The sequence below is a fragment of the Ewingella americana ATCC 33852 genome (assembly GCF_000735345.1).
GTDB classification, from domain to species: domain Bacteria; phylum Pseudomonadota; class Gammaproteobacteria; order Enterobacterales; family Enterobacteriaceae; genus Ewingella; species Ewingella americana.
Genome location: NZ_JMPJ01000071.1, coordinates 82,717 through 106,978 on the forward strand (window position 1 = coordinate 82,717; position 24,262 = coordinate 106,978).

Sequence of the window (24,262 nt, forward strand, 5' to 3'; positions counted from 1 at the left end):
ACGACGAGGGTCTCGGGAAGTTGAGAGCACGGCAGTGGCAGTGTCAGCTCTCTTTCCAGCCTCAACAGCGCTTCTTGTTATCGCTGGGTGGCTGTTGAAACCGGGACTTCAATACAACAACTTCTTTACTTATGAGGGTTACAAGCTTCGCTCAATAAAGCTTATTTATAGAGTTCAGCCGTCGCGTGATATGCGCCTTCGTTATAAGCCTCAATCACACGGTAAGAGGTCGCGCCTTTGCTGTCGGCTTTGTCAGACAGCTGCTGGCGGATATCCATAGGTACGCCATTAACGCCACTGACGCTGATGGTACCCATAGGTTGTAAATTCTGTGCTTGTTCGTTGTTAACCAGGTTGGCAGCTGAAGCGCCAAATGAGATAGCAGAGAACAGGCTAAGTGCAGCGATAGTAGTCGTGATTTTCATGACAATTTCCTGATATTTATGACGTTGATGCAGGTTATTCGAGAGCAACGTCGATTCATGTTTGGATTCATCAGGTCTGTATTATCAAGATTGAAGGGCGTTGTGCGCTCTGGAAACTTGGTGCGTTGCAGCGATAAATCCGTTTTTTTAATGCTTCGGCCTCATGTTCTTAGGCCAGATAACTTTTCTTACTCAAACTTCTCTTACTAAAACGTCTGTGACTTCAGCGTCTTATTGGTAAATTTCTGCCGTAGCGTGGTAGTTGCCTTCTTGGCGAACTTCAATCACGCGGAAGGCTTTTGCGCCTTGCTCATCGGCTTTATCAGACAGTGCCTGACGGATATCCGTTGGTGCACCGGCCACGCCGCTGACGCTAATTATGCCGACGGATTGCAGGTTTTTAGCCTGATCTTGCGTGACAGGTTGTGCTGCAAATGCGCCGAATGACAGTGCAGAGAGAATGCTGAATGCAGCGATGGTAGTGGTAACTTTCATGATTGACCTCGTCTCTTTTATTATGTAGTCCGAACAAACAGTGATTCACATCACGGAAATGAGTATACATCTAGTAACTCGAAATATTAATAGTTTGCTAATAGTTTTTGGTGTGGTTATAAGGGGGCTAGTAGTGTTTTTAATAACAGAAAAGAATAAAAAACGGCTGAAAAATGATCTTTCAGGGCTATTATCCAGATAAATTAACGGGTTATGTGAATTGAACTATTTGTGCTGTATATTGCAGAGATTCACACTAATGAAACCATTATGTGAAGACAGTGTGACTGGTAGGGGCGTATTTAACAGCATGACCCAATGTTAGCGGGCAATGCCAGCGGCTCGGCAGGGCGGTTTTGGGGTTGGAAAGCCATTAATAACCAGAAAAATAGGTAGAAAGGCGGGCTCGCAGGATACCGATGGGTACTTCACGGGTCACCTGCGCATATAATGGTGTGGCTTTAGTCTTCGGAAGAAGCTGATTAAAGCTCTTGTTCGAACAGGCTGAGAATGGCTTCGTACAGCTGTTTCACGCTAAACCCGCGAGCTGGCGTGGTGAAAATGGTGTCATCCCCGGCGATGGTGCCAAGAATGCCTTCCGATTTGCCTAATGAGTCCAGCAGTCGGGCAATAAGCTGCGCGGCACCCGGACTGGTGCGGATCACCACGACGGCGTCGTTGTAGTCGATATCTAACACCAGATTTTTTAACGGGCTGGTGGTGGTCGGGACGCCAATCTCGGCTGGCAGGCAGTACACCATTTCCATTTTCGCATTGCGGGTGCGTACGGCACCGAACTTGGTCAGCATGCGGGAGACTTTGGATTGGTTGATGTTCTCAAACCCGTCGTCTTGCAGAGCAAGAACGATTTCGCCTTGAGAACTGAACTTCTCTTCCTTCAATAAGGCTTTGAAGGCTTTAATTAGATCTTCCTGTTTGGCAGGATTACGCATTTTGCACCCTAAGGTCATAACGATAGTGCTGGTGATTATGCATATATATGAATTTTTATGCAATAAAGATAATCACAGGTAACCCTGAGTTGTGCGCGACGTCTGGTTATACCCAATTCCTCAGCGAGTCGTTGTGTAATGAATATGCTGGAATTGTGCATTGTTGACATAAGGCATAGTTATTAAATTGTTATGGAATTGATATTGTCCTGATGCCACCAACGGGTGTAATGTAACCGCCGGTTAACCTGTCGTGTTTCGTGACGCTATTTTTATGATGTCATTGATTTATGCCATTGATGCATAAGCAAATAATCTTAAATAAAGCCGACATACAGCCATAATTACCGCGTAGCTTCGCAATCTCAGGTATAGAGATTGTTGCAGTAGTGCAGTGGATGATGGTCACTACCTAGATGAATTCACGGCGCTTTTTAAGTTTATGATAATAAAGGAGTATAGGATGAAAGTTGCAGTTCTCGGTGCAGCTGGCGGTATCGGCCAGGCCCTCGCCCTTCTACTCAAGACCCAGCTGCCTTCAGGTTCAGAACTCTCTCTGTATGACATTGCTCCCGTTACCCCGGGCGTAGCAGTTGACCTCAGCCACATCCCTACAGCAGTAAAAATCAAAGGTTTCAGCGGTGAAGATGCAACGCCTGCACTGGTTGGTGCTGACGTGGTTCTGATCTCTGCTGGCGTAGCGCGTAAGCCGGGCATGGACCGTTCAGACCTGTTCAACGTGAACGCGGGCATCGTCCGTAACCTGATTGAGCAAGTGGCTAAAACCTGTCCGAAAGCACTGATTGGTATCATTACCAACCCAGTGAACACCACCGTGGCTATCGCAGCAGAAGTGCTGAAAAAAGCCGGTGTTTACGACAAAAACAAACTGTTCGGCGTGACGACTCTGGATGCAATCCGTTCAAACACCTTCGTGGCTGAACTGAAAGGCAAACAACCTCAGGATATCGAAGTTCCAGTAATCGGCGGCCACTCTGGCGTGACTATCCTGCCACTGCTGTCTCAGATCCCAGGCGTCTCTTTCACTGAAAGCGAAGTCGCTGATCTGACTAAACGTATCCAGAACGCGGGTACCGAAGTGGTTGAAGCTAAAGCCGGTGGCGGGTCTGCGACGCTGTCTATGGGTCAGGCTGCGGCACGTTTCGGTCTGTCTCTGGTTCGTGCTCTGCAAGGTGAAAGCAACATTGTTGAATGTGCTTATGTTGAAGGTAAAGGCGAACACGCCCGTTTCTTCGCACAGCCAATCCTGTTGGGTAAAAACGGCGTAGCCGAGCTGAAAAGCGTGGGTACTCTGAGTGCCTTCGAGCAGCAATCTCTGGATTCTATGCTCGACGTACTGCGTAAAGATATCGAGTTGGGTGAGCAGTTCATCAACAAGTGATATCTGCCTAATAAGCAGTGCCAAATCAACCGCCGGTTTTACCCGGCGGTTTTTTTATGCCTGTTTCGCAGATTTGGCTGAGCAGTCAGGCTTTATTTGGCGCACGGATCTTGCGCTCAATTCTTTTAGAGGTCGCCGGATCAAAATAGCGGTTTGGCCAAATGAGAGAAGGATGGATACCTATGGCATCCGCAATAATACGTTCTCCCTTTGGCCACGGTCGCGATAATGCATTCGCTAAGGTGGATGAACTTAGTCCCGCGCTGCGCGATACTGCCGCCAGCGTTGTACCTTTCTTGCGTAATGCAGCAATAATGTCTGCCTGATGCCAATTTTCTTTATGTCCTTTCATACGTATTCCCTTTTATTATCGGCAAGTTAATCGTCGTAATATTGATATGATGTTGATAGCAAGACCCAGAATATGCACTTTATAAATGGGTGTTCTTTGTTTCTAAAAAGCTTTTCGTTTTTTGGGAAAATATCCCTTTATTCTTGCTAACGCAAATGAGTAATACAAATTGTTCTGGATTATTGGCGTAAGACGAACAAAATTGTCTATTTATTATAGGGATAAACAAATGACTTTTTTTGCATGTTTAAAAATATGAATAAGAGGTCCGACTAATTACAAGAGTGCCCAAGGCCTTTAGCCGCAAGCAGAGCAGCGCTGGGAAAGAGCTCCTCATGCAAGGTGGGGTTTTATGTCTATGAAATATAGTGTTTTTATTTATGGTTTTGATTTTTGCGATAACTGTTTAATACTTTCTGAAAAATACAGGGCATGTATTTATTAACTTTCATAAAAAAGATTAATCGATATCAGAGTTTCCTTTGTGACTTATTGCTGTGACTTAATCAGCTTTATTACCACTATTAAGTAGTGTTATAAGTTATCTGCTTTTATTAAATCTAAAGCTAAAACGAAAGCAGAACAGGCCATTTATGGACATTTTCACGGCCTCAGCGCGTTATAACAGCATTCTTTTGTGCAAGTGCACAATATGAAAAGGAACGTTATGAAAAAAGAGTGGTTTTCAGCGAGGGAATTAATTGGATTCGAAGGTCTGCCAAATTCTACTCAGGGCATTCATGGTATGGCGCGGCGTCAGTCATGGTTAAAACGCCGCCGATGGGGTGTTCAAGGACGCGCGGTTGAATATCACATTGGTACCTTACCAATTAAGGCGATGAATAGCCTGGAAATGAAAGAGCAGTCTGCTGAATATGTTTACACTGCCCATCAAGATCCATTAGCCATTTGGATTGAGAGCTATAAACAGTTAAAAGAAGACGAGCGGGACTTAATTATCAAATTTATTGTGCGGGAAGGGATGTCAGAGGTGTTAAATCGTTTGAGCGCCAAGCCCGATGTGCCTGAGGTGTAAAGTCAGGTGATAGCACAACTGTACCGCAGCCGAGTCGCGGTACAGTCGTTCTACTTACAGCTTACAGCCGTGCGACAAGAAGCGAATTAGAAGTCTCTTCTCACCGCGATATGCGCCAAGCCTTCCAGAGCCGTGCGATATGGCGACTCCGGCAGCACCTGCAAGGCGCGAATGGCTTTATCAGCCTCTTCTTCAGCACGAGCGCGGGTGTAGTCGAGCGACCCCCACTGATGCATCGCAGCCAGCACCGGCTCCAACAGATGGCGGCCATTTCCTTGCTCGATAGCACCACGGATCATCGCGGACTGCTCGGCGTCGCCGTGCTTCATGGCGTGAAGCAGAGGCAAGGTCGGTTTGCCTTCGTTCAGGTCATCACCGGTATTTTTACCCAGCGTCTCGCCATTAGCGTCGTAATCCAGCAGGTCGTCGATCAGCTGGAAAGCCGTGCCGAGGTAGCGACCATAGTCTTGCAGGCCCTGAATTTGTTCCGGGTTGCCACCGGACAACATCGCCGATGACTGGGATGCTGCTTCGAACAGGCGCGCCGTTTTGCTGTAGATGACCTGCATATAGATCTCTTCCGTAATGTCAGGATCGTTGCAGTTCATCAGCTGTAAAACTTCACCTTCGGCAATGACGTTGACCGCTTTTGCCATCAATGCCAGCACCGGCATGGAATCTAAATCCGTCATCATCTGGAATGCGCGGGTATAGATAAAGTCGCCAACCAGCACGCTGGCAGCATTGCCAAAGGCCGCGTTGGCTGTCGCTTTACCTCGGCGCATATCAGATTCATCAACCACGTCGTCATGCAGCAAGGTCGCGGTATGAATGAACTCGATAAGGGCGGCGATGGTCACATGCTTGTCGCCTTCATAACCCAACGCACGCGCGGTGAGTACGGCAATCATCGGGCGAATGCGCTTGCCGCCGCCGCTAATGATGTAATAGCCCAGCTGATTGATCAGTGATACATCAGAGTTCAGCTGTTCCAGAATGGTTGCGTTAACCGCAGCCATGTCCTGCTCGGTGAGATCGATAATCTGTTCTAGGTTCATTGTGTTTTTTCGGCTGCGTTACTCTTCACCGCAATGAGATCTGGCTCACATTGGCACATGGCGCTAACTGTAAAGGGGATTGTACTTGAAAAACAATGGAGATAAATGCCATCTCGTGAACTGCGCTTTTTTTCTTCTTTTGTCGTGAAAGTGCTCTTGTCTTATGCTGATTTTTTGCGTAGAATTCGCGCCCTATTGTGAATATTTATAGCGCCCTCTGGACTATACAAAGTTGAGTGCGCGGAAAGCGGAGTTTTATATGTACGCGGTTTTCCAAAGTGGTGGTAAACAACACCGTGTTAGCGAAGGGCAGACTATTCGCCTTGAGAAATTGGACATCGCAACTGGTGAAACAGTTGAGTTCGACCAAGTTTTGATGATTGCTAACGGTGAAGAAATCAATATCGGTCTGCCATTAGTTTCTGGCGGTTTGATCAAGGCAGAAGTTATTGCTCACGGTCGTGGCGACAAAATTAAGATCGTTAAATTCCGTCGTCGTAAGCATTACCGTAAGCAGCAGGGCCACCGTCAGTGGTTCACTGATGTTAAAATCACCGGCATTAGCGCTTAAGTTTAGGAGAGCGGAACAATGGCACACAAAAAGGCTGGCGGCTCCACACGCAACGGTCGCGATTCAGAAGCTAAACGTCTTGGCGTAAAACGCTTTGGCGGCGAAGCAGTACTGGCAGGCAGCATCATCGTTCGTCAGCGCGGCACCAAATTCCACGCTGGTAACAACGTGGGTTGCGGTAAAGACCACACTCTGTTTGCTTTGGCTGACGGTAAAGTCAAGTTCGAAGTTAAAGGCCCGAAAAATCGTAAATTTATCAGCATCGAAGCTGAATAAGTTTTTCGAGTCTTAAGAAAATAGATGTAAGCCCCGCAATTCGTTGCGGGGCTTTTTACATTCTGGTTCGCCTAAGCATGGCTGGGACATGGACACGAAATCGCAGGCACCCATAGGGATTCTATTAGCGGTGATCACGGCAATGTGCTGGGGTTCGCTGCCAATAGCGATGAAGCAAGTCTTAGTCGTCATGGACCCTTTCACGGTTGTCTGGTTTAGGTTCTCCCTCGCCGCGGTCGTTCTGGGATGTATTTTGGCGGCACGGCATAGATTGCCGCCGATGCAAATGTTCAAAAGTCCTCGTTGGCTGATTTTATTGTTAGTCGCAACCTGCGGATTATTGGGCAATTTCGTCTTATTTGGGTCATCTCTGCAATACCTCAGCCCTACGGCGTCGCAGGTTATTGGGCAGTTATCACCCGTCGGCATGATGTTCGCCAGCGTTATTGTCTTGAAAGAGAAGATGCGCGTCACCCAAGTGATTGGGGCAGGCATGCTGATACTAGGCTTGGTGCTGTTCTTTAATACCAGCCTGATAGAAATTTTCACACGTCTCACGGATTACACCTTGGGTGTATTGCTGGGGATAAGTGCGGCAACGGTTTGGGTTATTTACGGCGTTACGCAGAAGGTCTTATTGCGGCGGCTAGCCTCACCTCAGATCTTGTTTTTGCTGTACACTTTATGTTCTATCGCATTGCTCCCGCTGGCCAGTCCGGCGATGCTCTCGCAGCTCAATAGTTGGCAGTTTGCCTGTTTATTGTTTTGTGGCGCGAATACGTTAGTAGGATATGGCGCATTAGCGGAAGCGATGGCGAGATGGCAGGCGGCACAAGTAAGTGCATTTGTAACCCTGACGCCATTGTTTACCCTGCTATTTTCAGATTTATTGGCACTTGCCTGGCCTAATATGTTTGCTGCACCAGTGCTTAACCTGATTGGTTATTTGGGAGCATTCGTGGTGGTGGCGGGAGCGATGTTTTCCGCAATTGGCCATCGTTGGTGGCCTGGTCGGACAGAACAAAACCTGGTGGCGACTCTTAAGCAGCCGGGTGAATGATTTACGGAGACGGTACACATGAAGTTTGTAGATGAAGCCACAATTTTGGTCGTGGCAGGTGATGGCGGTAACGGCTGTGTCAGCTTCCGTCGTGAAAAATATATCCCTCGTGGCGGCCCAGATGGCGGTGACGGCGGCGACGGCGGCGACGTCTATGTGCTGGCAGATGAGAACCTCAACACGCTGATCGATTTCCGTTTCGTGAAATCTTATCGTGCAGAGCGCGGCACCAATGGCCAGAGCAGCGACTGTACGGGCAAACGTGGTAAAGACATCACCATCAAAGTGCCAGTCGGAACCCGTATTCTGGACCAAGGTACTGGCGAAGTGCTGGGTGACATGACCCGTCACGGCCAGCAGCAGATGGTGGCGAAAGGCGGTTTCCACGGTCTCGGCAACACCCGTTTTAAATCATCCGTAAACCGTTCCCCTCGCCAAAAAACGATGGGTACCAAGGGTGAGATGCGTGACATCTCTCTGGAATTGATGCTGTTGGCTGACGTGGGTATGTTAGGTCTGCCGAACGCCGGTAAATCGACCTTCATCCGTTCTGTCTCAGCCGCTAAGCCAAAAGTTGCCGACTATCCGTTTACCACTCTGGTGCCAAGCCTTGGCGTGGTGCGTATGGATAACGAGCAGAGCTTCGTGGTTGCCGACATCCCTGGTTTGATTGAAGGGGCTTCAGAGGGCGCTGGTTTAGGTATTCGCTTCCTTAAGCACCTTGAGCGCTGCCGCGTGCTGCTGCACCTTATTGATATCGCGCCAATCGATGAATCCGATCCGGTTGAAAACGCTAAAGTTATCATCAATGAGCTTCAGCAGTATGATGCCAAACTGGCAGAAAAACCGCGCTGGTTGGTGTTCAACAAAGTTGACCTGATTGAGAAAGAAGAAGCCGAAGCCCGTGCTAAAACCATCGCCGAAGCGCTGGGTTGGGAAGGGGATTACTACCTGATCTCTGCCGCCAATCGCGAAGGCGTTAACGCGCTGTGCTGGGACGTGATGAAGTTCATCAATGAAAATCCTAAGCACATGGCGGTTGAAGCTGCGGTGCCTGAGAAAGTTGAGTTCATGTGGGATGATTATCACCGTGAGCAACTGGCCGAAGCTGAAGCCGAAGATGACGACTGGGATGATGACTGGGACGAAGATGATGACGAAGGCGTAGAGATCATCTACGAACGTTAATTCTACGTTTAAGTGATTGTTTTGATGTCGATAAAGGCCGCCCTCAAGCGGCCTTTTTTATGGCTTAAATTTGGCGATTCTGGCTGAGCTTAGTATCTGTTGATAAAGCTTTCTGGCAGCCAGCACTGGGCGCACAGGCCGTGGGTATCTTTGCGATTGCACAGTTGCAGGTTACCGCCGTGCAGCGTGGCGATGCGCACGATGATATTCAGCCCCAGCCCGCTGCCGCCGTAGCGCTGGTCAACGCGTTTGAAAGCCTGAGTCAGCTCGCAGGCCTTCTGCTCATCAATTCCCGGCCCGTTGTCTTCGACCTTCACCACCGCGCCCTGATTCTCGCTCAGCAAGCTCAATGCTATCTCACCGCCCTCGGGACCATATCTAAAGGCGTTCTCCGCCAGATTACGCACCATCAGGCGCAGTAAAATGGCATCACCCTGAATCACCAGTTTATCCGGCATGCTATAGCGCATAGTCTGCTGGCGCAGAGCCAGCATCTCCTCCAGCTCCTCGCGAAGTGGCTGCACCACGTGTTCGACCAAATCCACCTGATCATACTGACCTTTGGCGAAGTTTTGCCCCGCGCGCGAAAGCATTAGCAGCTGCTCGATAGTCAGCATCAGCTGATCGATGCGGCCAATCAGCGTCTTGCTGCCTTCTACTCCTTTCTGGTCCATCAGCTCGAGATGCAAACGCACTCCGGCCAGCGGCGTGCGCAGCTCGTGGGCGGCATCGGCGGTAAACAGACGCTCTTGCTGGATGGTATTGGAAAGCCTGGAAAAAAGCTGATTCAGCGCCTTGGTGACAGAGACAATTTCGCTGATTTCACTGTTAAGCGGCAGGGGAGATAAGTTGTCCGCCGAGCGAGTTTCCAGCCTGTTCTGCAATTGGTTTAGGGGGCGAATGATCCAACTGATAGCCCAGAAGGAGAGCAGCAGTGTGACGGCCATCATCAGCAGGGAAGGGGCAATCAGCGAAGCGATCGCCTCGGCAATCTCCTTCTCAACGTGGCTATTGCGCACCTTGGCGGAGAGCGTGTCATTGACCAGCAGGTTAATCTGCTCTTGGCTCTCATGCCACAGCCAAAACACGCTAGTGAGCTGGGTTACGAACAAAATCAGCGCCAGCATGACCAGCAGGCGACGCCGCATGCTGGTCATTCGGAGACCTCTAGACGGTAGCCGTTGCCGCGAATGGTGCGGATTGCTTCTTTGCCTAATTTGCGGCGCAAGTTGTGCATATGCACCTCTAGCGTGTTCGAGCCAAGGTCGTCATTCCAGGTGTAGAGATCTTGCTGAAGCAGTTCGCGGTTTACCGTCTGACCCGCGCGCATCATCAGCCGGGAGAGGATAGCGAACTCCTTCGGCGTGACTTCGATGGGCGTGTCGTCTTTATAGACTTGCTGGGTGGAGAGATTGATTTTGAGGTAGCCGACGATAACTTGGTTATCACTCTGCCCCTGATAGCGGCGGATTAAGGCCCGGACTCGCGCCAGTAGCTCGACCAGCGCAAAAGGTTTGATCAGGTAATCGTCTGCGCCGGCATCAAGGCCGTCAACGCGATCCTCAAGGGCGTCGCGCGCGGTGAGGATCAGCACCGGAATGTCGATGTGTTCCCGGCGCCACTGCCTCAGCAGCGAGGCGCCATCGCGATCGGGTAGGCCCAGATCTAACACCACCAAGCTGTACTGACTTGCCAGAATTAGGCCATGGGCCTCTGCCGCTGTCGATGCGCAATCACAGGCGTAATTCTCTCCGCTCAGGGCTAATGACAGGCCCTGGCGCAAGAGTTCATCATCTTCAACGATCAGTAATTTCATCGTTTAGAACTCAGTTATTTTGATATACATCCCGGTAGAGACGGCTTTCAAAACGAACCAACGGTGCTCTACGCGTGCGCTGATCTTCCGGCGGAACAGCATACCCAGACAAGAATTGCACAAAGGCCATGCGTTGGCCGCTGGCCGTGGTGATAAAGCCCGCGAGGTTATAAACGCCAGCCAGTGAGCCGGTTTTCGCCGAGACTTTTCCATCTACGCCTGCTTCGTGCAAACCACCACGATATTGCAATGTGCCGTCATGACCCGCCAGAGGGAGCATTGATATGAAGTTTAGCTCCTGATCGTGTTGAGCAATGTATTGCAGCACTTGCATCATGGTCGCAGGTGACAACAGGTCGTGGCGCGACAGGCCAGAGCCATCCACCTGAATAGAGTTACCTAAATCGATACCGGCTTTCTGGCGAAGGATCTGACGCACGGCGTCGGAGCCCGCGCGCCACGTGCCCGGCACGCCAAAACGCTGGTGTCCGATAGTGCGGAACACGGTATCTGCAATCATGTTGTCTGACTTCTTCAACATAATGTGTAGCAAATCGTGCAGCGGCGCAGACTGGGTCTGGGCCAGAACCGTACCGGCTGGCGTCGGCTGCGTTTGGCGCTTCAGGGTGCCGTCAATTTGGATCTCAGCCTGTTGCAGCTCATCTTTAATGATAGCCCCGGCATAGCTCGCCCCGTCTTGAATGGCGAAAGCTAAAGGCAGAGGCTCGCTGCGCTGGGTCAGGCAGCCAGTGAGCGTGTAGCGGTTGAGCTCACCCGGCACCACGTCCAGCTCGCAATACTGCGCGTCAGGAGAGCCTTTCGCCAGCGTCCGCACTTCGCTAAACATATGCACCGGATAGTATGACGCAACGCGAATAAAGGCGTTTTCATTTGGTTTTGGGGCGCTGTAGAGCGAAACCGAGAAGCAGTTTCGGTCGACAATCGCCGCCGCCGGTGGCGCGCTGAAGCACTGGGTTATATCGTTCCACGGCCAGCCCGGCGCTTTGTCATGGCTGGCGAAAACTGAGCTATCGATGATCACATCGCCAGTGATTTGTTTGATGCCCTGCTTGCGTAATGCCGCCACCATATTGCGAATATTCTGACGCTTAAAGGTGGGATCGCCACCGAAGCGCGCGACCAGATCGCCTTTCAGCACACCATCGCTGACAGTGCCTTTGGTCTCGAATGTGGTCGTGAAGCGGAAATCCGGGCCTAGCTGGAGCAAGGCTGCCAGCGCGGTTAAAATTTTCATCGTACTGGCGGGCAGGGCCATCTGCTGCCCGTGATAGTCTATCGAAGGGGTTGTGGCTCCAATCTTCTGTACCAGTAACGCCAGGTTTGTACCGTCGGGCAGATACTCGGTGTAATTTTCGACCTGAGCTGCGTTTGCGTTCAAAACAAACGCGCAAGCTAATCCACTGACAATTTGTAAAAAACGCATTATTTTGAGTAAGGGCCTTGGGTAACTGCGGAATGACGTGCCGCCATACTACGATGCTACGAAGTGGGGTGCAACGAGGGCGAAAGTAAACGATGACCCTCAGGGAACTCTACGTTAAAATACGTATCAAAATGCAAAACCAATCCTGACTTGGGTCTTCGACTCCGGGTTAGGTTTTTTTTGTTTTTAGCCAGAGAGAGTCGGTCAAGAGCACTGACTTATTTCTACCTGATTCGATCAGGACGGTGTTTACCGAAAGGACAAGTTAGAGGTAGTTAATATATGAAACCGATTCCGATGACATTACGTGGCGCTGAAAGATTACGTGAAGAACTTGATCATCTTAAGAGCGTTCGTCGCCCGAAGATCATTGCAGATATCGCCACTGCACGTGAACATGGCGACTTGAAAGAGAATGCTGAATACCACGCCGCTCGTGAACAACAGGGCTTCTGTGAAGGTCGTATTCAGGAAATCGAAGCCAAGCTTTCTAATGCTCAGGTTATCGACGTGACCAAAATGCCGGCAACGGGCCGCGTGATTTTTGGTGCCACGGTATCCGTGATGAACCTCGATACTGACGAAGAGCAGAAGTATCGCATCGTGGGTGATGACGAAGCAGATTTTAAGCAAAATCTGATTTCTGTTAACTCGCCGATTGCTCGTGGTTTGATTGGCAAAGAACAAGATGACGTCGTGGTGATCCGTACGCCGGGCGGCGATGTCGAGTATGAAGTGCTGAAGGTTGAATACCTTTAATCTGCCTCAGCTAACCTGAATAAAAAGTGCCATTCTTCAGGCGCAGCGACCATTCAAAACGCTCACTTCCCGCGTGAATTACTTCACAGGGAAGTGAAAACTAACGTAAAAAGGCCGCGAGCGGCCTTTTATTGAAAGTAATAACGTGTCACCGTTCCACTTATCTACAGCGTTTTTCGTTAAACCTTAAACAATTAACGCGGTAAGATAATTTTGCGGTCTTCAGTCGAAGGGCGATAAAGTACCAGAATATTGCCGATGACTTGCACATTGCTCGCCTTGGTTTCACGCACAATAGCGTCAACAATCAAGGTCTTCGTTTCACGCTCTTCAGCGGCTACTTTCACTTTGATAAGTTCGTGGTGTTGCAGAGCCAGTTCGATTTCTGCAAGCACACCTTCGGTAAGGCCGTTATTACCTAGCATGACAACCGGTTTGAGTGGATGTGCCAGACCTTTCAGGTACTGTTTTTGCTTATTGTTAAGATTCATCGTCTTTTTTGCTTAAGTTGGGATTGAAAACGGGTCATTCTACCGCCATCTCATGGTTATCACCAAATCGGACTGCTTCGGCGCGAAGATTTGAGTGGCTTTAGCTATCGACGTAATGACGCTAAGAGCTTGTTCCAAATGCTCTATATGAGTGTTAATGGAAAATTAAATGGTTAATAAATAATGTCTAATAAAAAGCGTTCTGCAAGTTCCAGTCGCTGGTTGCAGGAACACTTTAGCGATAAATATGTGTTACAAGCACAGAAAAAGGGCCTACGTTCCCGCGCCTGGTTTAAACTGGATGAGATACAGCAAAGCGACAAACTGTTCAAACCAGGAATGACCGTGGTTGACTTGGGCGCTGCGCCGGGTGGTTGGTCACAATTCGCTGCCACCCAAATTGGGCATAAAGGCCGCATTATCGCATGCGATCTTTTACCTATGGATCCCATCGTTGGAGTCGACTTTCTTCAGGGCGACTTTCGTGATGAATTAGTTCTCAAAGCTCTGTTGGAAAGAGTGGGAGATAACAAAGTTCAGGTGGTCATGTCCGATATGGCCCCGAATATGAGCGGTACTCCGGCAGTCGATATTCCAAAATCGATGTATCTGGTTGAGTTAGCGCTGGATATGTGTCGTGATGTATTGGCACCAGGTGGAGGTTTCCTGGTGAAGGTGTTCCAGGGAGATGGCTTTGATGAATACCTACGGGAAATTCGCTCCCTGTTTACGAAGGTGAAGATTCGTAAGCCAGACGCTTCTCGTGCACGTTCACGTGAAGTGTACATCGTAGCGACAGGGCGGAAACTGTAATACCCTAACGCTGTTTGTTAACACAGTTGTAATATGAGGTTAATCCCTTGAGTGACATGGCGAAGAACCTGATTCTCTGGTTAGTCATCGCGGTTGTATTGATGTCTGTATTTCAGAGCTTTGGGCCCAGCGAGTCTAATGGCCGTAGGGTAGATTATTCTACCTTCATGTCCGAATTGACCCAAGACCAGATTCGTGAAGCACGTATCAATGGACGTGAGATTGACGTTGTTAAAAAAGATAGCAACAAATACACGACCTACATCCCAGTTGATGACCCTAAATTGCTGGATACGCTGCTGAGCAAAAACGTGAAAGTTGTTGGCGAACCGCCAGAACAACCTAGCCTGCTGGCCTCTATCTTTATTTCATGGTTCCCGATGCTGTTGTTGATTGGCGTCTGGATATTCTTTATGCGGCAGATGCAGGGCGGCGGCGGCAAAGGGGCAATGTCCTTTGGCAAGAGCAAGGCGCGCATGCTGACGGAAGACCAAATTAAAACCACTTTTGCTGACGTCGCTGGTTGTGACGAAGCCAAGGAAGAGGTTAGCGAACTGGTAGATTACCTTCGCGAGCCAAGCCGTTTCCAAAAACTGGGCGGTAAGATTCCAAAAGGCGTGTTGATGGTCGGCCCTCCGGGTACCGGTAAAACCTTGCTGGCGAAAGCCATCGCGGGCGAAGCTAAAGTTCCTTTCTTCACTATTTCCGGTTCAGACTTCGTTGAAATGTTCGTTGGTGTGGGTGCATCTCGTGTGCGCGACATGTTCGAGCAAGCGAAAAAAGCAGCGCCATGCATCATCTTCATCGATGAGATTGACGCCGTAGGTCGCCAACGTGGTGCTGGTTTGGGCGGTGGTCACGATGAACGTGAACAAACGCTGAACCAGATGCTGGTTGAAATGGACGGCTTTGAAGGCAACGAAGGCATCATCGTGATTGCTGCAACTAACCGTCCAGACGTACTTGACCCAGCGTTGCTGCGTCCGGGTCGTTTCGACCGTCAGGTAGTTGTTGGCCTGCCAGATGTTCGCGGCCGTGAGCAGATCCTGAAAGTTCACATGCGTCGTGTGCCACTGGCACCGGATGTTGATGCATCTGTGATTGCACGTGGTACTCCGGGCTTCTCTGGTGCTGACTTAGCTAACTTGGTTAACGAAGCGGCTCTGTTCTCTGCTCGTGGCAACAAACGCGTTGTTTCGATGGTTGAGTTCGAGAAAGCGAAAGACAAAATCATGATGGGTGCGGAACGTCGCTCCATGGTGATGACCGAAGCGCAGAAAGAATCTACGGCATATCACGAAGCGGGCCACGCTATCATTGGTCGCCTGGTTCCTGAGCATGACCCAGTACACAAAGTCACTATTATCCCTCGCGGACGTGCTTTGGGTGTGACCTTCTTCCTGCCAGTCGGCGATGCGATTAGCGCCAGCCGTCAGAAGCTCGAAAGCCAGATCTCTACCCTGTACGGTGGCCGTCTTGCTGAAGAGATCATCTACGGCGTAGAAAAAGTCTCTACCGGTGCATCCAACGACATCAAAGTAGCCACTTCTATTGCGCGTAACATGGTTACCCAGTGGGGCTTCTCTGAGAAATTGGGTCCATTGCTGTACGCAGAAGAAGAGGGCGAAGTGTTCTTGGGTCGTTCAGTTGCGAAAGCCAAGCACATGTCTGACGAAACTGCTCGTATCATCGATCAGGAAGTGAAATCTCTGGTTGAGCACAACTACCAACGTGCCCGTAAGCTGTTGATGGAAAACATGGACATCCTGCATTCAATGAAAGATGCATTGATGAAATATGAAACCATTGATGCGCCGCAGATTGATGACCTGATGAATCGCAAAGATGTTCGCCCGCCAGCTGGCTGGGATGATTCTAGCGCCAAAAACGGTAACGACAGTTCCAACGACGGTGGCGCCCCTAAAGCACCAACGCCAGTAGACGAACCGCGTACGCCGAATCCAGGCAACACGATGTGTGAACAATTTAGCGGCAAATAAGCCGGTAATTGTGTCCCATTGTTGACGTTGTGAATAAAAACCTCGGGCTTGCCCGGGGTTTTTTTATGCATAATGTAGCGACGACACAGAATATTGATTAGAAGCGACAGGACACCAGCATGCTGCTAAACGCCCAAGGGGTCTCGTTAGACCTCAGATTTCCTCAAGTCATGGGGATCCTCAACGTTACGCCAGATTCCTTCTCCGACGGTGGCCGCCACAATCGCATTGATTTGGCTTTACAGCATGCGCAGGCGATGGTCGATGCTGGCGCAACGATAATTGATATCGGCGGTGAGTCGACGCGTCCGGGCGCGGCTGAAGTCAGCGAGGATGAAGAGCTTTCTCGCGTGATACCGGTAGTTGAAGCTATTTACCGCCGAATGGAAGTGTGGATCTCTGTTGATACGTCGAAAGCCGCGGTTATCCGCGAATCAGCCGCCGCCGGTGCCCACATCATCAATGATATTCGCTCTCTGCAAGAGCCCGGCGCGCTAGAAGCCGCGGCGGCAACTGGCCTGCCGGTCTGCCTGATGCATATGCAGGGTCAGCCAAAAACCATGCAGCACTCGCCGAAATACGACAATCTAATTGGCGAAATCGATGACTATTTCACGCAACAAATTGCGCGTTGTGTGAGCGCGGGTATTCCGAAAAATAAATTGTTGCTCGACCCAGGCTTCGGTTTCGGTAAGAATTTGAACCACAACTATCAGCTGCTCGCGAGACTGGCTGAATTCCACCATTTTGGCTTGCCTTTACTGGTCGGAATGTCGAGAAAATCGATGATAGGGCAGTTACTCAACGTGTCCCCCGAAAACCGGGTGAGTGGAAGTATTGCCTGCGCGGTCATTGCTGCGATGCAGGGCGCGCAAATAATCAGAGTGCATGACGTAAAAGAAACCGTCGAGGCGATGCGTATCGTTGAGGCAACACTTTCAGCAAGGGATGAATAAAAATTATGAGCAACCGTAAATACTTTGGTACAGATGGCATTCGTGGCAAAGTTGGCGATAGCCCGATCACGCCTGATTTTGTATTAAAGCTAGGCTGGGCCGCTGGTAAAGTCCTCGCTCGTCATGGTTCGCGCAAAGTTATTATTGGCAAAGATACCCGTATTTCAGGCTACATGCTGGAATCAGCACTTGAGGCCGGCCTTGCTGCCGCAGGTCTTTCCGCCTCCTTCACCGGCCCGATGCCAACTCCGGCCGTTGCTTACCTGACCCGTACCTTCCGCGCGGAAGCCGGTATCGTTATTTCTGCTTCTCATAACCCTTATTATGACAACGGCATCAAATTCTTCTCCATCGACGGCACTAAACTGCCTGACGACGTAGAAGAAGCCATTGAAGCTGAAATGGATAAGCCGCTGACCTGCGTTGAGTCGGCAGAGCTGGGTAAAGCGAGCCGCATCGTGGATGCCGCCGGTCGCTATATCGAATTCTGCAAAGGCACTTTCCCAAGCGAATTGAGCCTGAATGGCCTGAAAATCGTGGTCGACTGCGCAAATGGCGCGACCTACCACATTGCGCCAAGCGTGATGCGCGAGCTGGGTGCGAAAGTGATCGCTATCGGCTGCGAACCCGATGGGATGAATATCAACGAAAAATGCGGCGCGACGGATGTTCGCCTGCTGCAAGAGCGCGTTCTGGCTGAAAAGGCCGATGTCGGCTTGGCTTTTGATGGCGACGGCGATCGTATCATCATGGTTGACCACGAAGGTAACAAGGTTGATGGCGACCAGATCATGTATATCATTGCGCGTGAAGGTCTGCGCCAAGGCCAGCTGAAAGGCGGCGTGGTGGGCACCTTGATGAGCAACATGGGCCTTGAACTGGCTCTGAAGCAGCTAGGTATTCCATTTGCTCGCGCCAAAGTAGGTGACCGCTACGTTCTCGAGAAGATGAAAGAGAAGGGCTGGAGCATTGGTGCCGAAAACTCAGGCCATGTGATCCTGTTGGACAAAACCACCACGGGCGACGGCATTGTGGCAGGTCTGCAAGTGTTGACCGCGATGGCGCGTAACCACATGAGCCTGCACGACCTGTGCAGCGGCATGAAATTACTGCCACAGGTGCTGGTCAATGTTCGCTTTGCTGGTACTCATGACCCGCTCGAAACTGAAGAAGTGAAAACCATTACTGCTGAAGTTGAGAAGCAGCTGGTTGGTCGTGGTCGAGTACTGCTGCGCAAATCGGGTACTGAGCCGTTAATTCGCGTAATGGTCGAAGGCGAAGACAGCGCGTTAGTTGAAATGCTGGCTAACCGAATTGCTGATGCCGTAAAAGCGTCAAAGCCATAATCAGCTAACCGCACTGATTCTTAAAATAATTTGGGCTTTTTTTGAGCATTGAAAAGGCCCAAAATTTTTCATACGCACGGACTTTGCCAGCTTTTGACGTTTTTTTCCGCAAACGAACAATCCTCGTCAAATTGCCCTTGCGTCCCCATACACCTTTGGTTAGTATTCACACCCGCTTCAGTGGGTCATTGAAACCCACTAAATTGGTGAGAAGCATTTAGCATGCGGTGAACCCGCAAGGATACAGGTACTACTATGTACGAAGCTCTTCTGGTGATTTTCCTTCTCGTAGCAATCGGCCTGGTGGCTATGGTTATGCTGCAACAAGGTAAAGGTGCTGATATGGGAGCCTCTTTCGGAGCAGGTGCTTCTGGCACATTGTTCGGTTCGAGTGGTTCCGGTAACTTCATGACCCGTACGACAGCTATTTTAGCGGCGCTTTTCTTCGTTATTAGCTTGATCTTGGGCAACATGAGTACCCATAAGGGCCAGCAAGGTAGTGAGTGGGAGAACTTGGGTCAGCCAGCGAAAACTGAGCAGACTACAACTGCACCAGCGGCTCCGGCAGCGCCTAACAGTGATGTTCCTCATTAATCTGTAGATTGAATGTTATTGCTCTTAAAAAGAAGTGGAAGTAAGCTTTTCAATCAATGGCTTATGCTTGGACAGTAGAAGCGATTGTGAAAAATAAGTGCCGAGGTGGTGGAATTGGTAGACACGCTACCTTGAGGTGGTAGTGCCCGAATGGGCTTACGGGTTCAAGTCCCGTCCTCGGTACCAATCTTTGTGATAACTTGCTTTTAAGCGGTTATCGGCGTAGTATTTGCCACGTTTTCGGACGCGGGGTGGAGCAGCCTGGTAGCTCGTCGGGCTCATAACCCGAAGGTCGTCGGTTCAAATCCGGCCCCCGCAACCACTTCCCTAAGTGTTTATTTCAAATAGACTTTCAGTTTTCTCCTGTCATGTTCTGTAGTTTCAATTTGAAATAACACTTTCGAAAGTTGCGCCGAAGTCGCTTTTCGGCGAACAGGGTCCAGTTTCATAAAGCCCCGATTTATCGGGGTTTTTTGTTATTTGGCAGCAGAATCACTGGGCTATTAGGCCCTTTTTTTATGTCTTGGGGGTGGGCTTGTCCACATTAGAACAAAAATTAACAGAGATGATTTCAGCACCGGTTGAAGCATTGGGCTTCGAGCTGGTAGGCATCGAGTTCGTAAGAGCTCGCCAATCGACGCTACGCATCTATATTGATAGTGAAGACGGGATCACAGTTGATAATTGTGCTGATGTCAGCCACCAGGTTAGCGCCGTGTTGGATGTCGAAGACCCCGTCACTGTTGCATACAACCTGGAAGTTTCCTCTCCCGGTCTCGATCGCCCAATGTTTACCGCTGAACATTACCAACGTTTTCTCGGTGACGAGGTGAGTCTGGTACTGCGGATGGCTATGCAGAACCGTCGCAAATGGCAGGGAATTATTAAGGCTGTCGAAGGCGAAATGATCACGGTTACTGTGGAAGGCAAAGATGAAGTGTTCGCGCTGAGCAATATCCAGAAAGCGAACCTGGTACCCCACTTTTAAAGTTTGGATGAGGCAACTAGGATGAACAAAGAAATTCTGGCTGTTGTAGAAGCGGTTTCTAATGAAAAATCACTCCCGCGCGAGAAGATTTTTGAAGCGCTGGAAACTGCGTTATCGACAGCGACTAAGAAAAAGTACGAACAAGAAATTGAAGTCCGCGTCACCATCGATCGTAAAACCGGTGACTTTGACACCTTCCGCCGTTGGGTTGCTGTTGACGAAGTTACTCAACCAACGCGTGAAATCACCCTTGAAGCTGCCCAATACGAAGACCCTTCTATTGAATTAGGCGGTTACATCGAAGATCAGATTGAGTCTGTCACCTTCGACCGTATTACAACCCAGACCGCGAAACAGGTTATCGTACAAAAAGTACGTGAAGCTGAGCGTGCGATGGTGGTTGAGCAGTTCCGCGAGCAGCAAGGCGAAATCGTTACTGGCGTCGTTAAGAAAGTTAACCGCGACAGCATCGCCCTTGATTTAGGCAGCAACGCTGAAGCCGTTATCCTGCGCGAAGACATGCTTCCACGCGAAAACTTCCGCTCTGGCGACCGTATTCGTGGCGTGCTGTATGACGTCCGCCCAGAAGCCCGTGGCGCACAGCTGTTCGTCAGCCGTTCACGTAACGAGATGCTGATCGAACTGTTCCGCATTGAAGTACCAGAAATTGGTGAAGAGCTGATTGAAATTAAAGCAGCAGCTCGTGACCCAGGCTCTCGCGCCAAAATTGCCGTTAAAACCAACGACAAACGCATTGACCCAGTGGGCGCATGTGTTGGTATGCGCGGTGCTCGCGTGCAGGCCGTGTCTAGCGAATTAGGCGGCGAGCGTATCGATATCGTATTATGGGACGACAACCCTGCCCAGTTCGTTATCAATGCAATGGCGCCTGCTGATGTTGCCTCCATCGTGGTTGACGAAGACAAACACACTATGGATGTCGCCGTTGAAGCCAGCAATCTGGCACAGGCGATTGGTCGTAATGGCCAAAACGTACGTTTAGCCTCTCAGCTGAGTGGTTGGGAACTGAACGTAATGACTGCGGATGACCTGCAAGCCAAACATCAGGCTGAGGCTCACGCCGCGATTGAAACCTTCACCAAATATCTGGCTATCGACGAAGATTTCGCCACTGTCTTGGTAGAAGAAGGTTTCTCAACGCTCGAAGAGTTGGCCTACGTGCCAATGAAAGAATTGCTAGAAATCGATGGCCTGGATGAAGACACGGTAGATGCTCTGCGCGAACGTGCGAAAGAAGCATTAACTACTCTGGCTTTAGCTCAGGAAGAAAGTCTCGGCGACAATAAGCCTGCTGAAGATTTGCTGAACCTGGCGGGTCTGGAACGTAGCATGGCATTTAAACTGGCTGCACATGGGGTTTGTACGCTGGAAGATCTTGCCGAGCAGGGTGTCGACGATCTGGCGGATATTGAGGGTCTTAGTGACGAACAGGCTGGTGAACTTATCATGGCCGCGCGCAATATCTGCTGGTTTGGCGACAATGCGTAATAAACTGTAGCAGGAAGGAACAGCATGACAGATGTAACCGTAAAATCGCTGGCAGCAGAGATTCAAACTCCGGTTGATCGCCTGGTACAGCAATTTGCTGATGCAGGGATCGACAAGTCTGAAGCTGACTCTGTCACCCAGCAAGAAAAAGAGACTTTATTGGCGCACTTGAACCGTGGAAACGGCAGTGCTCCAAACAAACTGACCTTACAACGCAAAACGCGTAGTACACTGAACATTCCGAGCACCGGCGGAAAGAGTAAATCGGTGCAAATCGAAGTCCGCAAGAAACGCACTTATGTAAAACGTGATATGACCGAAGCTGAACAAGCCCAGGCCGAAGCGGAAGAGCAGGCGAAGCGTGAAGCGGAAGAACAGGCACAGCGTGCAGCAGCCGAGCAAGCCCAGCGCGAAGCTCAAGAAAAAGCGCAGCGCGCCGCCGAAGAGCAAGCCAAACGTGAGGCCGCTGAAAAAGCTAAGCGCGACGCAGCGGAAAAAGACAAAGTGACAAATCATCATACCGACGAAGTAACCAAACCAGCTCAGGCAGAGAAAGCACGCCGTGAAGCTGAAGCCGCAGAGCTGAAACGCAAAACGGAAGAAGAAGCCCAGCGTAAGATCGAAGAAAACGCGAAACGCGTTGCAGAAGAAGCCCGTAAAATGGCTGACTCTGGCGTCTGGACTGAAGTTGTTGCGCCAAGCGAATCCGAATCCGCTGACTATCATGTCACCACTTCTACCCACGCTCGTGCAGCTGAAGACGAAAATGACGCCAAAGTTGAAGGCGATCGTCGTAGCCGTACTCGCGGTGGCAAAGCGACCAAGCAGAAGAAAGGCAATAAACTGTCTGAATCTAAAGCAGACCGCGAAGAAGCACGTGCTGTGGGTCGTAATGGTAAAGGCAAACGTAAGCCAAGCACCCTGCAACAGAGCTTCAACAAGCCTGTTGTTGCGGTAAACCGTGACGTTGTGTTGGGTGAAACCATCACCGTTGCTGAGCTGGCGAACAAAATGGCTGTTAAAGGCTCTCAGGTCATCAAAACCATGATGAAACTGGGCGCAATGGCTACCATCAACCAGGTTATCGATCAGGAAACTGCTCAGCTGGTTGCTGAAGAAATGGGCCATAAAGTTATCCTGCGTCGTGAAAACGAGCTGGAAGAAGCGCTGATGAGCGACCGTGACACGGGTGCGTCAGCAGCTGCTGAGCCACGTGCTCCAGTTGTGACCATCATGGGCCACGTTGACCACGGTAAAACCTCTCTGCTTGACTACATTCGTTCAACGAAAGTTGCAGCGGGCGAAGCCGGTGGTATTACCCAGCACATCGGTGCTTATCACGTTGAAACTGAAAACGGCATGATCACCTTCCTGGATACTCCAGGACACGCCGCGTTTACTTCAATGCGTGCTCGTGGTGCTCAGGCAACGGATATCGTTGTTCTGGTTGTTTCTGCGGATGATGGCGTTATGCCACAAACCATCGAAGCCGTTCAGCATGCGAAAGCCGCTGGCGTGCCAATCGTGGTTGCAGTGAACAAAATCGATAAGCCAGAAGCGGATCCAGATCGCGTTCGTACCGAACTGTCTCAGTACGGCGTTATGCCAGAAGAGTGGGGCGGCGAGTCTCAGTTCGTACACGTTTCTGCGAAAGCAGGTACAGGTATCGACGAACTGCTGGACGCAATCCTGCTGCAAGCCGAAGTTCTGGAACTGAAAGCAGTTCGCAGCGGCATGGCAAGCGGTGTGGTTATCGAATCCTTCCTGGACAAAGGCCGTGGCCCAGTAGCTACCGTTCTGGTTCAAGAGGGTACGTTGAACAAGGGTGACATCATCCTGTGTGGCTTCGAGTATGGCCGCGTTCGTGCGATGCGTGATGAGATGGGCCGTGACATTGCGTCTGCGGGTCCTTCTATCCCTGTAGAAGTGCTGGGTCTGTCTAGCGTTCCTGCTGCCGGTGACGAAGTGACTGTTGTACGTGACGAGAAGAAAGCGCGTGAAGTTGCCCTGTATCGTCAAGGCAAGTTCCGTGAAGTTAAACTGGCTCGCCAGCAGAAATCTAAACTGGAAAACATGTTTGCGAACATGACCGAAGGCGAAGTTTCTGAACTGAACATCGTTCTGAAGTCTGACGTACAAGGTTCTTGTGAAGCGATTTCTGACGCGCTGCAAAATCTGTCTACCGACGAAGTTAAAGTTAAGATTGTTGGTATGGGCGTAGGTGGTATCACCGAAACCGACGCAACGCTGGCTGCTGCTTCTAACGCTATCATCCTTGGCTTCAACGTTCGTGCCGATGCATCTGCTCGCCGCGTCGTAGAAAGCGAAAGCTTGGATCTGCGTTACTACTCCGTTATCTATAACCTGATTGACGAAGTTAAGCAGGCGATGAGCGGTATGTTGGCGCCAGAATACAAACAGCAAATCATTGGTCTGGCTGAAGTTCGTGACGTGTTCAAGTCACCGAAATTTGGCGCAATTGCAGGCTGTATGGTTACTGAAGGTATGATTAAGCGTAACAACCCAATCCGTGTACTGCGTGACAACGTGGTTATCTACGAAGGCGAGCTGGAATCCCTGCGCCGCTTCAAAGATGACGTTGCTGAAGTTCGTAACGGCATGGAATGTGGTATCGGCGTGAAGAACTACAATGATGTGCGTACTGGCGATGTAATCGAAGTCTTCGAAATCATCGAGATCAAACGTACCATCGCGTAATCTTAGCGACGT

23 protein-coding genes, 2 tRNA genes and 1 pseudogene are annotated in these 24,262 nt (G+C 50.2%); 17 read left to right on the forward strand and 9 right to left on the reverse strand.

Translation table 11 applies throughout. The annotated features are described in order from the left end of the window. Positions 1-161: 161 nt before the first annotated feature. From yhcN (GEAM_RS20070) to argR, 3 genes are all read right to left on the reverse strand, one after another. Positions 162-425 (reverse strand): peroxide/acid stress response protein YhcN, encoded by a 264-nt coding sequence (gene yhcN, locus GEAM_RS20070; RefSeq protein ID WP_034795228.1) that lies wholly within the window; start codon positions 423-425, stop codon positions 162-164. Positions 426-656: 231 nt separating this feature from the next. After that, entirely contained in the window at positions 657-920 is a 264-nt protein-coding gene (gene yhcN, locus GEAM_RS20075; RefSeq protein WP_034795229.1) for a peroxide/acid stress response protein YhcN, read from the reverse strand. 482 nt (positions 921-1,402) lie between these two features. Then, positions 1,403-1,873 carry a transcriptional regulator ArgR gene (argR, locus tag GEAM_RS20080; RefSeq protein ID WP_034795230.1) on the reverse strand — a complete coding sequence of 157 codons (471 nt, stop codon included), beginning with the start codon at positions 1,871-1,873 and terminating at the stop codon, positions 1,403-1,405. A 463-nt stretch (positions 1,874-2,336) separates the two neighbouring features. Here argR and mdh point away from each other — a divergent pair, with 463 nt between their 5' ends. Then, positions 2,337-3,275 carry a malate dehydrogenase gene (gene mdh / locus GEAM_RS20085; protein WP_034795231.1) on the forward strand — a complete coding sequence of 313 codons (939 nt, stop codon included), beginning with the start codon at positions 2,337-2,339 and terminating at the stop codon, positions 3,273-3,275. 85 nt (positions 3,276-3,360) lie between these two features. Here mdh and GEAM_RS20090 read toward each other — a convergent pair whose 3' ends face one another. Continuing rightward, on the reverse strand, positions 3,361-3,627 hold the full coding sequence (locus tag GEAM_RS20090; protein WP_034795233.1) for a helix-turn-helix domain-containing protein: 267 nt from the start codon (positions 3,625-3,627) through the stop codon (positions 3,361-3,363). 667 nt (positions 3,628-4,294) lie between these two features. Here GEAM_RS20090 and GEAM_RS20095 point away from each other — a divergent pair. After that, positions 4,295-4,663, forward strand: a complete 369-nt coding sequence (locus GEAM_RS20095; protein ID WP_034795235.1) for a DNA-binding protein — start codon at positions 4,295-4,297, stop codon at positions 4,661-4,663. 86 nt (positions 4,664-4,749) lie between these two features. Here the strand turns inward: GEAM_RS20095 and ispB are convergent, their stop codons facing one another. Next, positions 4,750-5,721, reverse strand: a complete 972-nt coding sequence (gene ispB, locus GEAM_RS20100; RefSeq protein ID WP_034795237.1) for an octaprenyl diphosphate synthase — start codon at positions 5,719-5,721, stop codon at positions 4,750-4,752. 259 nt (positions 5,722-5,980) lie between these two features. Between ispB and rplU the strand changes: the two genes are divergently transcribed. The 4 genes from rplU (at position 5,981) to cgtA (ending at position 8,816) form a co-directional block, all read left to right on the forward strand. Then, the gene (gene rplU, locus GEAM_RS20105) at positions 5,981-6,292 is read left to right on the forward strand and encodes a 50S ribosomal protein L21 (protein ID WP_034795239.1); all 312 of its coding nucleotides are present in this window, start codon (positions 5,981-5,983) and stop codon (positions 6,290-6,292) included. 18 nt (positions 6,293-6,310) lie between these two features. Beyond that, complete coding sequence (gene rpmA, locus GEAM_RS20110; RefSeq protein ID WP_034795241.1) at positions 6,311-6,568, forward strand: 50S ribosomal protein L27; 258 nt, start codon at positions 6,311-6,313, stop codon at positions 6,566-6,568. 88 nt (positions 6,569-6,656) lie between these two features. Continuing rightward, positions 6,657-7,628: a DMT family transporter gene (locus tag GEAM_RS20115; RefSeq protein ID WP_034795243.1), complete on the forward strand. Its 972-nt coding sequence runs from the start codon at positions 6,657-6,659 to the stop codon at positions 7,626-7,628. A gap of 18 nt (positions 7,629-7,646) precedes the next feature. Then, positions 7,647-8,816, forward strand: coding sequence for an Obg family GTPase CgtA (cgtA, locus tag GEAM_RS20120; protein WP_034795246.1), 1,170 nt, complete (start codon positions 7,647-7,649; stop codon positions 8,814-8,816). Between the two features lie 89 nt (positions 8,817-8,905). Here cgtA and pmrB read toward each other — a convergent pair whose 3' ends face one another. Genes pmrB through dacB form a run of 3 tightly spaced genes read right to left on the reverse strand, consistent with a single transcriptional unit; the run spans position 8,906 to position 12,076 of the window. Next, positions 8,906-9,973 (reverse strand): two-component system sensor histidine kinase PmrB, encoded by a 1,068-nt coding sequence (gene pmrB / locus GEAM_RS20125; RefSeq protein WP_034795248.1) that lies wholly within the window; start codon positions 9,971-9,973, stop codon positions 8,906-8,908. Further along, on the reverse strand, positions 9,970-10,632 hold the full coding sequence (gene pmrA / locus GEAM_RS20130) for a two-component system response regulator PmrA (RefSeq protein ID WP_034795251.1): 663 nt from the start codon (positions 10,630-10,632) through the stop codon (positions 9,970-9,972). The genes pmrB and pmrA overlap by 4 nt, the downstream gene beginning before the upstream one ends. 10 nt (positions 10,633-10,642) lie before the next feature. Further along, a complete protein-coding gene (gene dacB, locus GEAM_RS20135; protein ID WP_034795253.1) occupies positions 10,643-12,076 on the reverse strand; it encodes a serine-type D-Ala-D-Ala carboxypeptidase in 1,434 nt (477 codons plus the stop codon). A 282-nt stretch (positions 12,077-12,358) separates the two neighbouring features. Here dacB and greA point away from each other — a divergent pair, with 282 nt between their 5' ends. Next, positions 12,359-12,835, forward strand: a complete 477-nt coding sequence (greA, locus tag GEAM_RS20140; protein ID WP_034795255.1) for a transcription elongation factor GreA — start codon at positions 12,359-12,361, stop codon at positions 12,833-12,835. Between the two features lie 194 nt (positions 12,836-13,029). Here the strand turns inward: greA and yhbY are convergent, their stop codons facing one another. Beyond that, a complete protein-coding gene (gene yhbY / locus GEAM_RS20145) occupies positions 13,030-13,326 on the reverse strand; it encodes a ribosome assembly RNA-binding protein YhbY (RefSeq protein WP_034795256.1) in 297 nt (98 codons plus the stop codon). Between the two features lie 183 nt (positions 13,327-13,509). On the opposite strand from yhbY, the gene rlmE reads away from it, so the two are divergent. From rlmE to infB, 10 genes and pseudogenes are all read left to right on the forward strand, one after another. After that, positions 13,510-14,139, forward strand: coding sequence for a 23S rRNA (uridine(2552)-2'-O)-methyltransferase RlmE (gene rlmE, locus GEAM_RS20150; RefSeq protein ID WP_034795258.1), 630 nt, complete (start codon positions 13,510-13,512; stop codon positions 14,137-14,139). A gap of 56 nt (positions 14,140-14,195) precedes the next feature. Beyond that, positions 14,196-16,139: an ATP-dependent zinc metalloprotease FtsH gene (gene ftsH, locus GEAM_RS20155; protein WP_100938229.1), complete on the forward strand. Its 1,944-nt coding sequence runs from the start codon at positions 14,196-14,198 to the stop codon at positions 16,137-16,139. A gap of 119 nt (positions 16,140-16,258) precedes the next feature. Continuing rightward, a pseudogene (gene folP / locus GEAM_RS20160) lies at positions 16,259-17,114 on the forward strand (dihydropteroate synthase). After that, a complete protein-coding gene (glmM, locus tag GEAM_RS20165) occupies positions 17,101-18,441 on the forward strand; it encodes a phosphoglucosamine mutase (protein WP_034795263.1) in 1,341 nt (446 codons plus the stop codon). The pseudogene folP and the gene glmM overlap by 14 nt, the downstream one beginning before the upstream one ends. A 255-nt stretch (positions 18,442-18,696) precedes the next feature. Next, positions 18,697-19,035 carry a preprotein translocase subunit SecG gene (gene secG, locus GEAM_RS20170; RefSeq protein WP_034795265.1) on the forward strand — a complete coding sequence of 113 codons (339 nt, stop codon included), beginning with the start codon at positions 18,697-18,699 and terminating at the stop codon, positions 19,033-19,035. Between the two features lie 99 nt (positions 19,036-19,134). Continuing rightward, positions 19,135-19,221, forward strand: a tRNA-Leu gene (locus GEAM_RS20175). 59 nt (positions 19,222-19,280) lie between these two features. Beyond that, positions 19,281-19,357: transfer RNA gene (locus tag GEAM_RS20180), tRNA-Met, on the forward strand. A 213-nt stretch (positions 19,358-19,570) separates the two neighbouring features. Then, positions 19,571-20,023: a ribosome maturation factor RimP gene (gene rimP, locus GEAM_RS20185; protein ID WP_072009938.1), complete on the forward strand. Its 453-nt coding sequence runs from the start codon at positions 19,571-19,573 to the stop codon at positions 20,021-20,023. Between the two features lie 21 nt (positions 20,024-20,044). Continuing rightward, the gene (gene nusA / locus GEAM_RS20190) at positions 20,045-21,532 is read left to right on the forward strand and encodes a transcription termination factor NusA (RefSeq protein WP_034795271.1); all 1,488 of its coding nucleotides are present in this window, start codon (positions 20,045-20,047) and stop codon (positions 21,530-21,532) included. Between the two features lie 24 nt (positions 21,533-21,556). Continuing rightward, complete coding sequence (gene infB, locus GEAM_RS20195) at positions 21,557-24,250, forward strand: translation initiation factor IF-2 (RefSeq protein ID WP_034795274.1); 2,694 nt, start codon at positions 21,557-21,559, stop codon at positions 24,248-24,250. Positions 24,251-24,262: the final 12 nt, after the last annotated feature.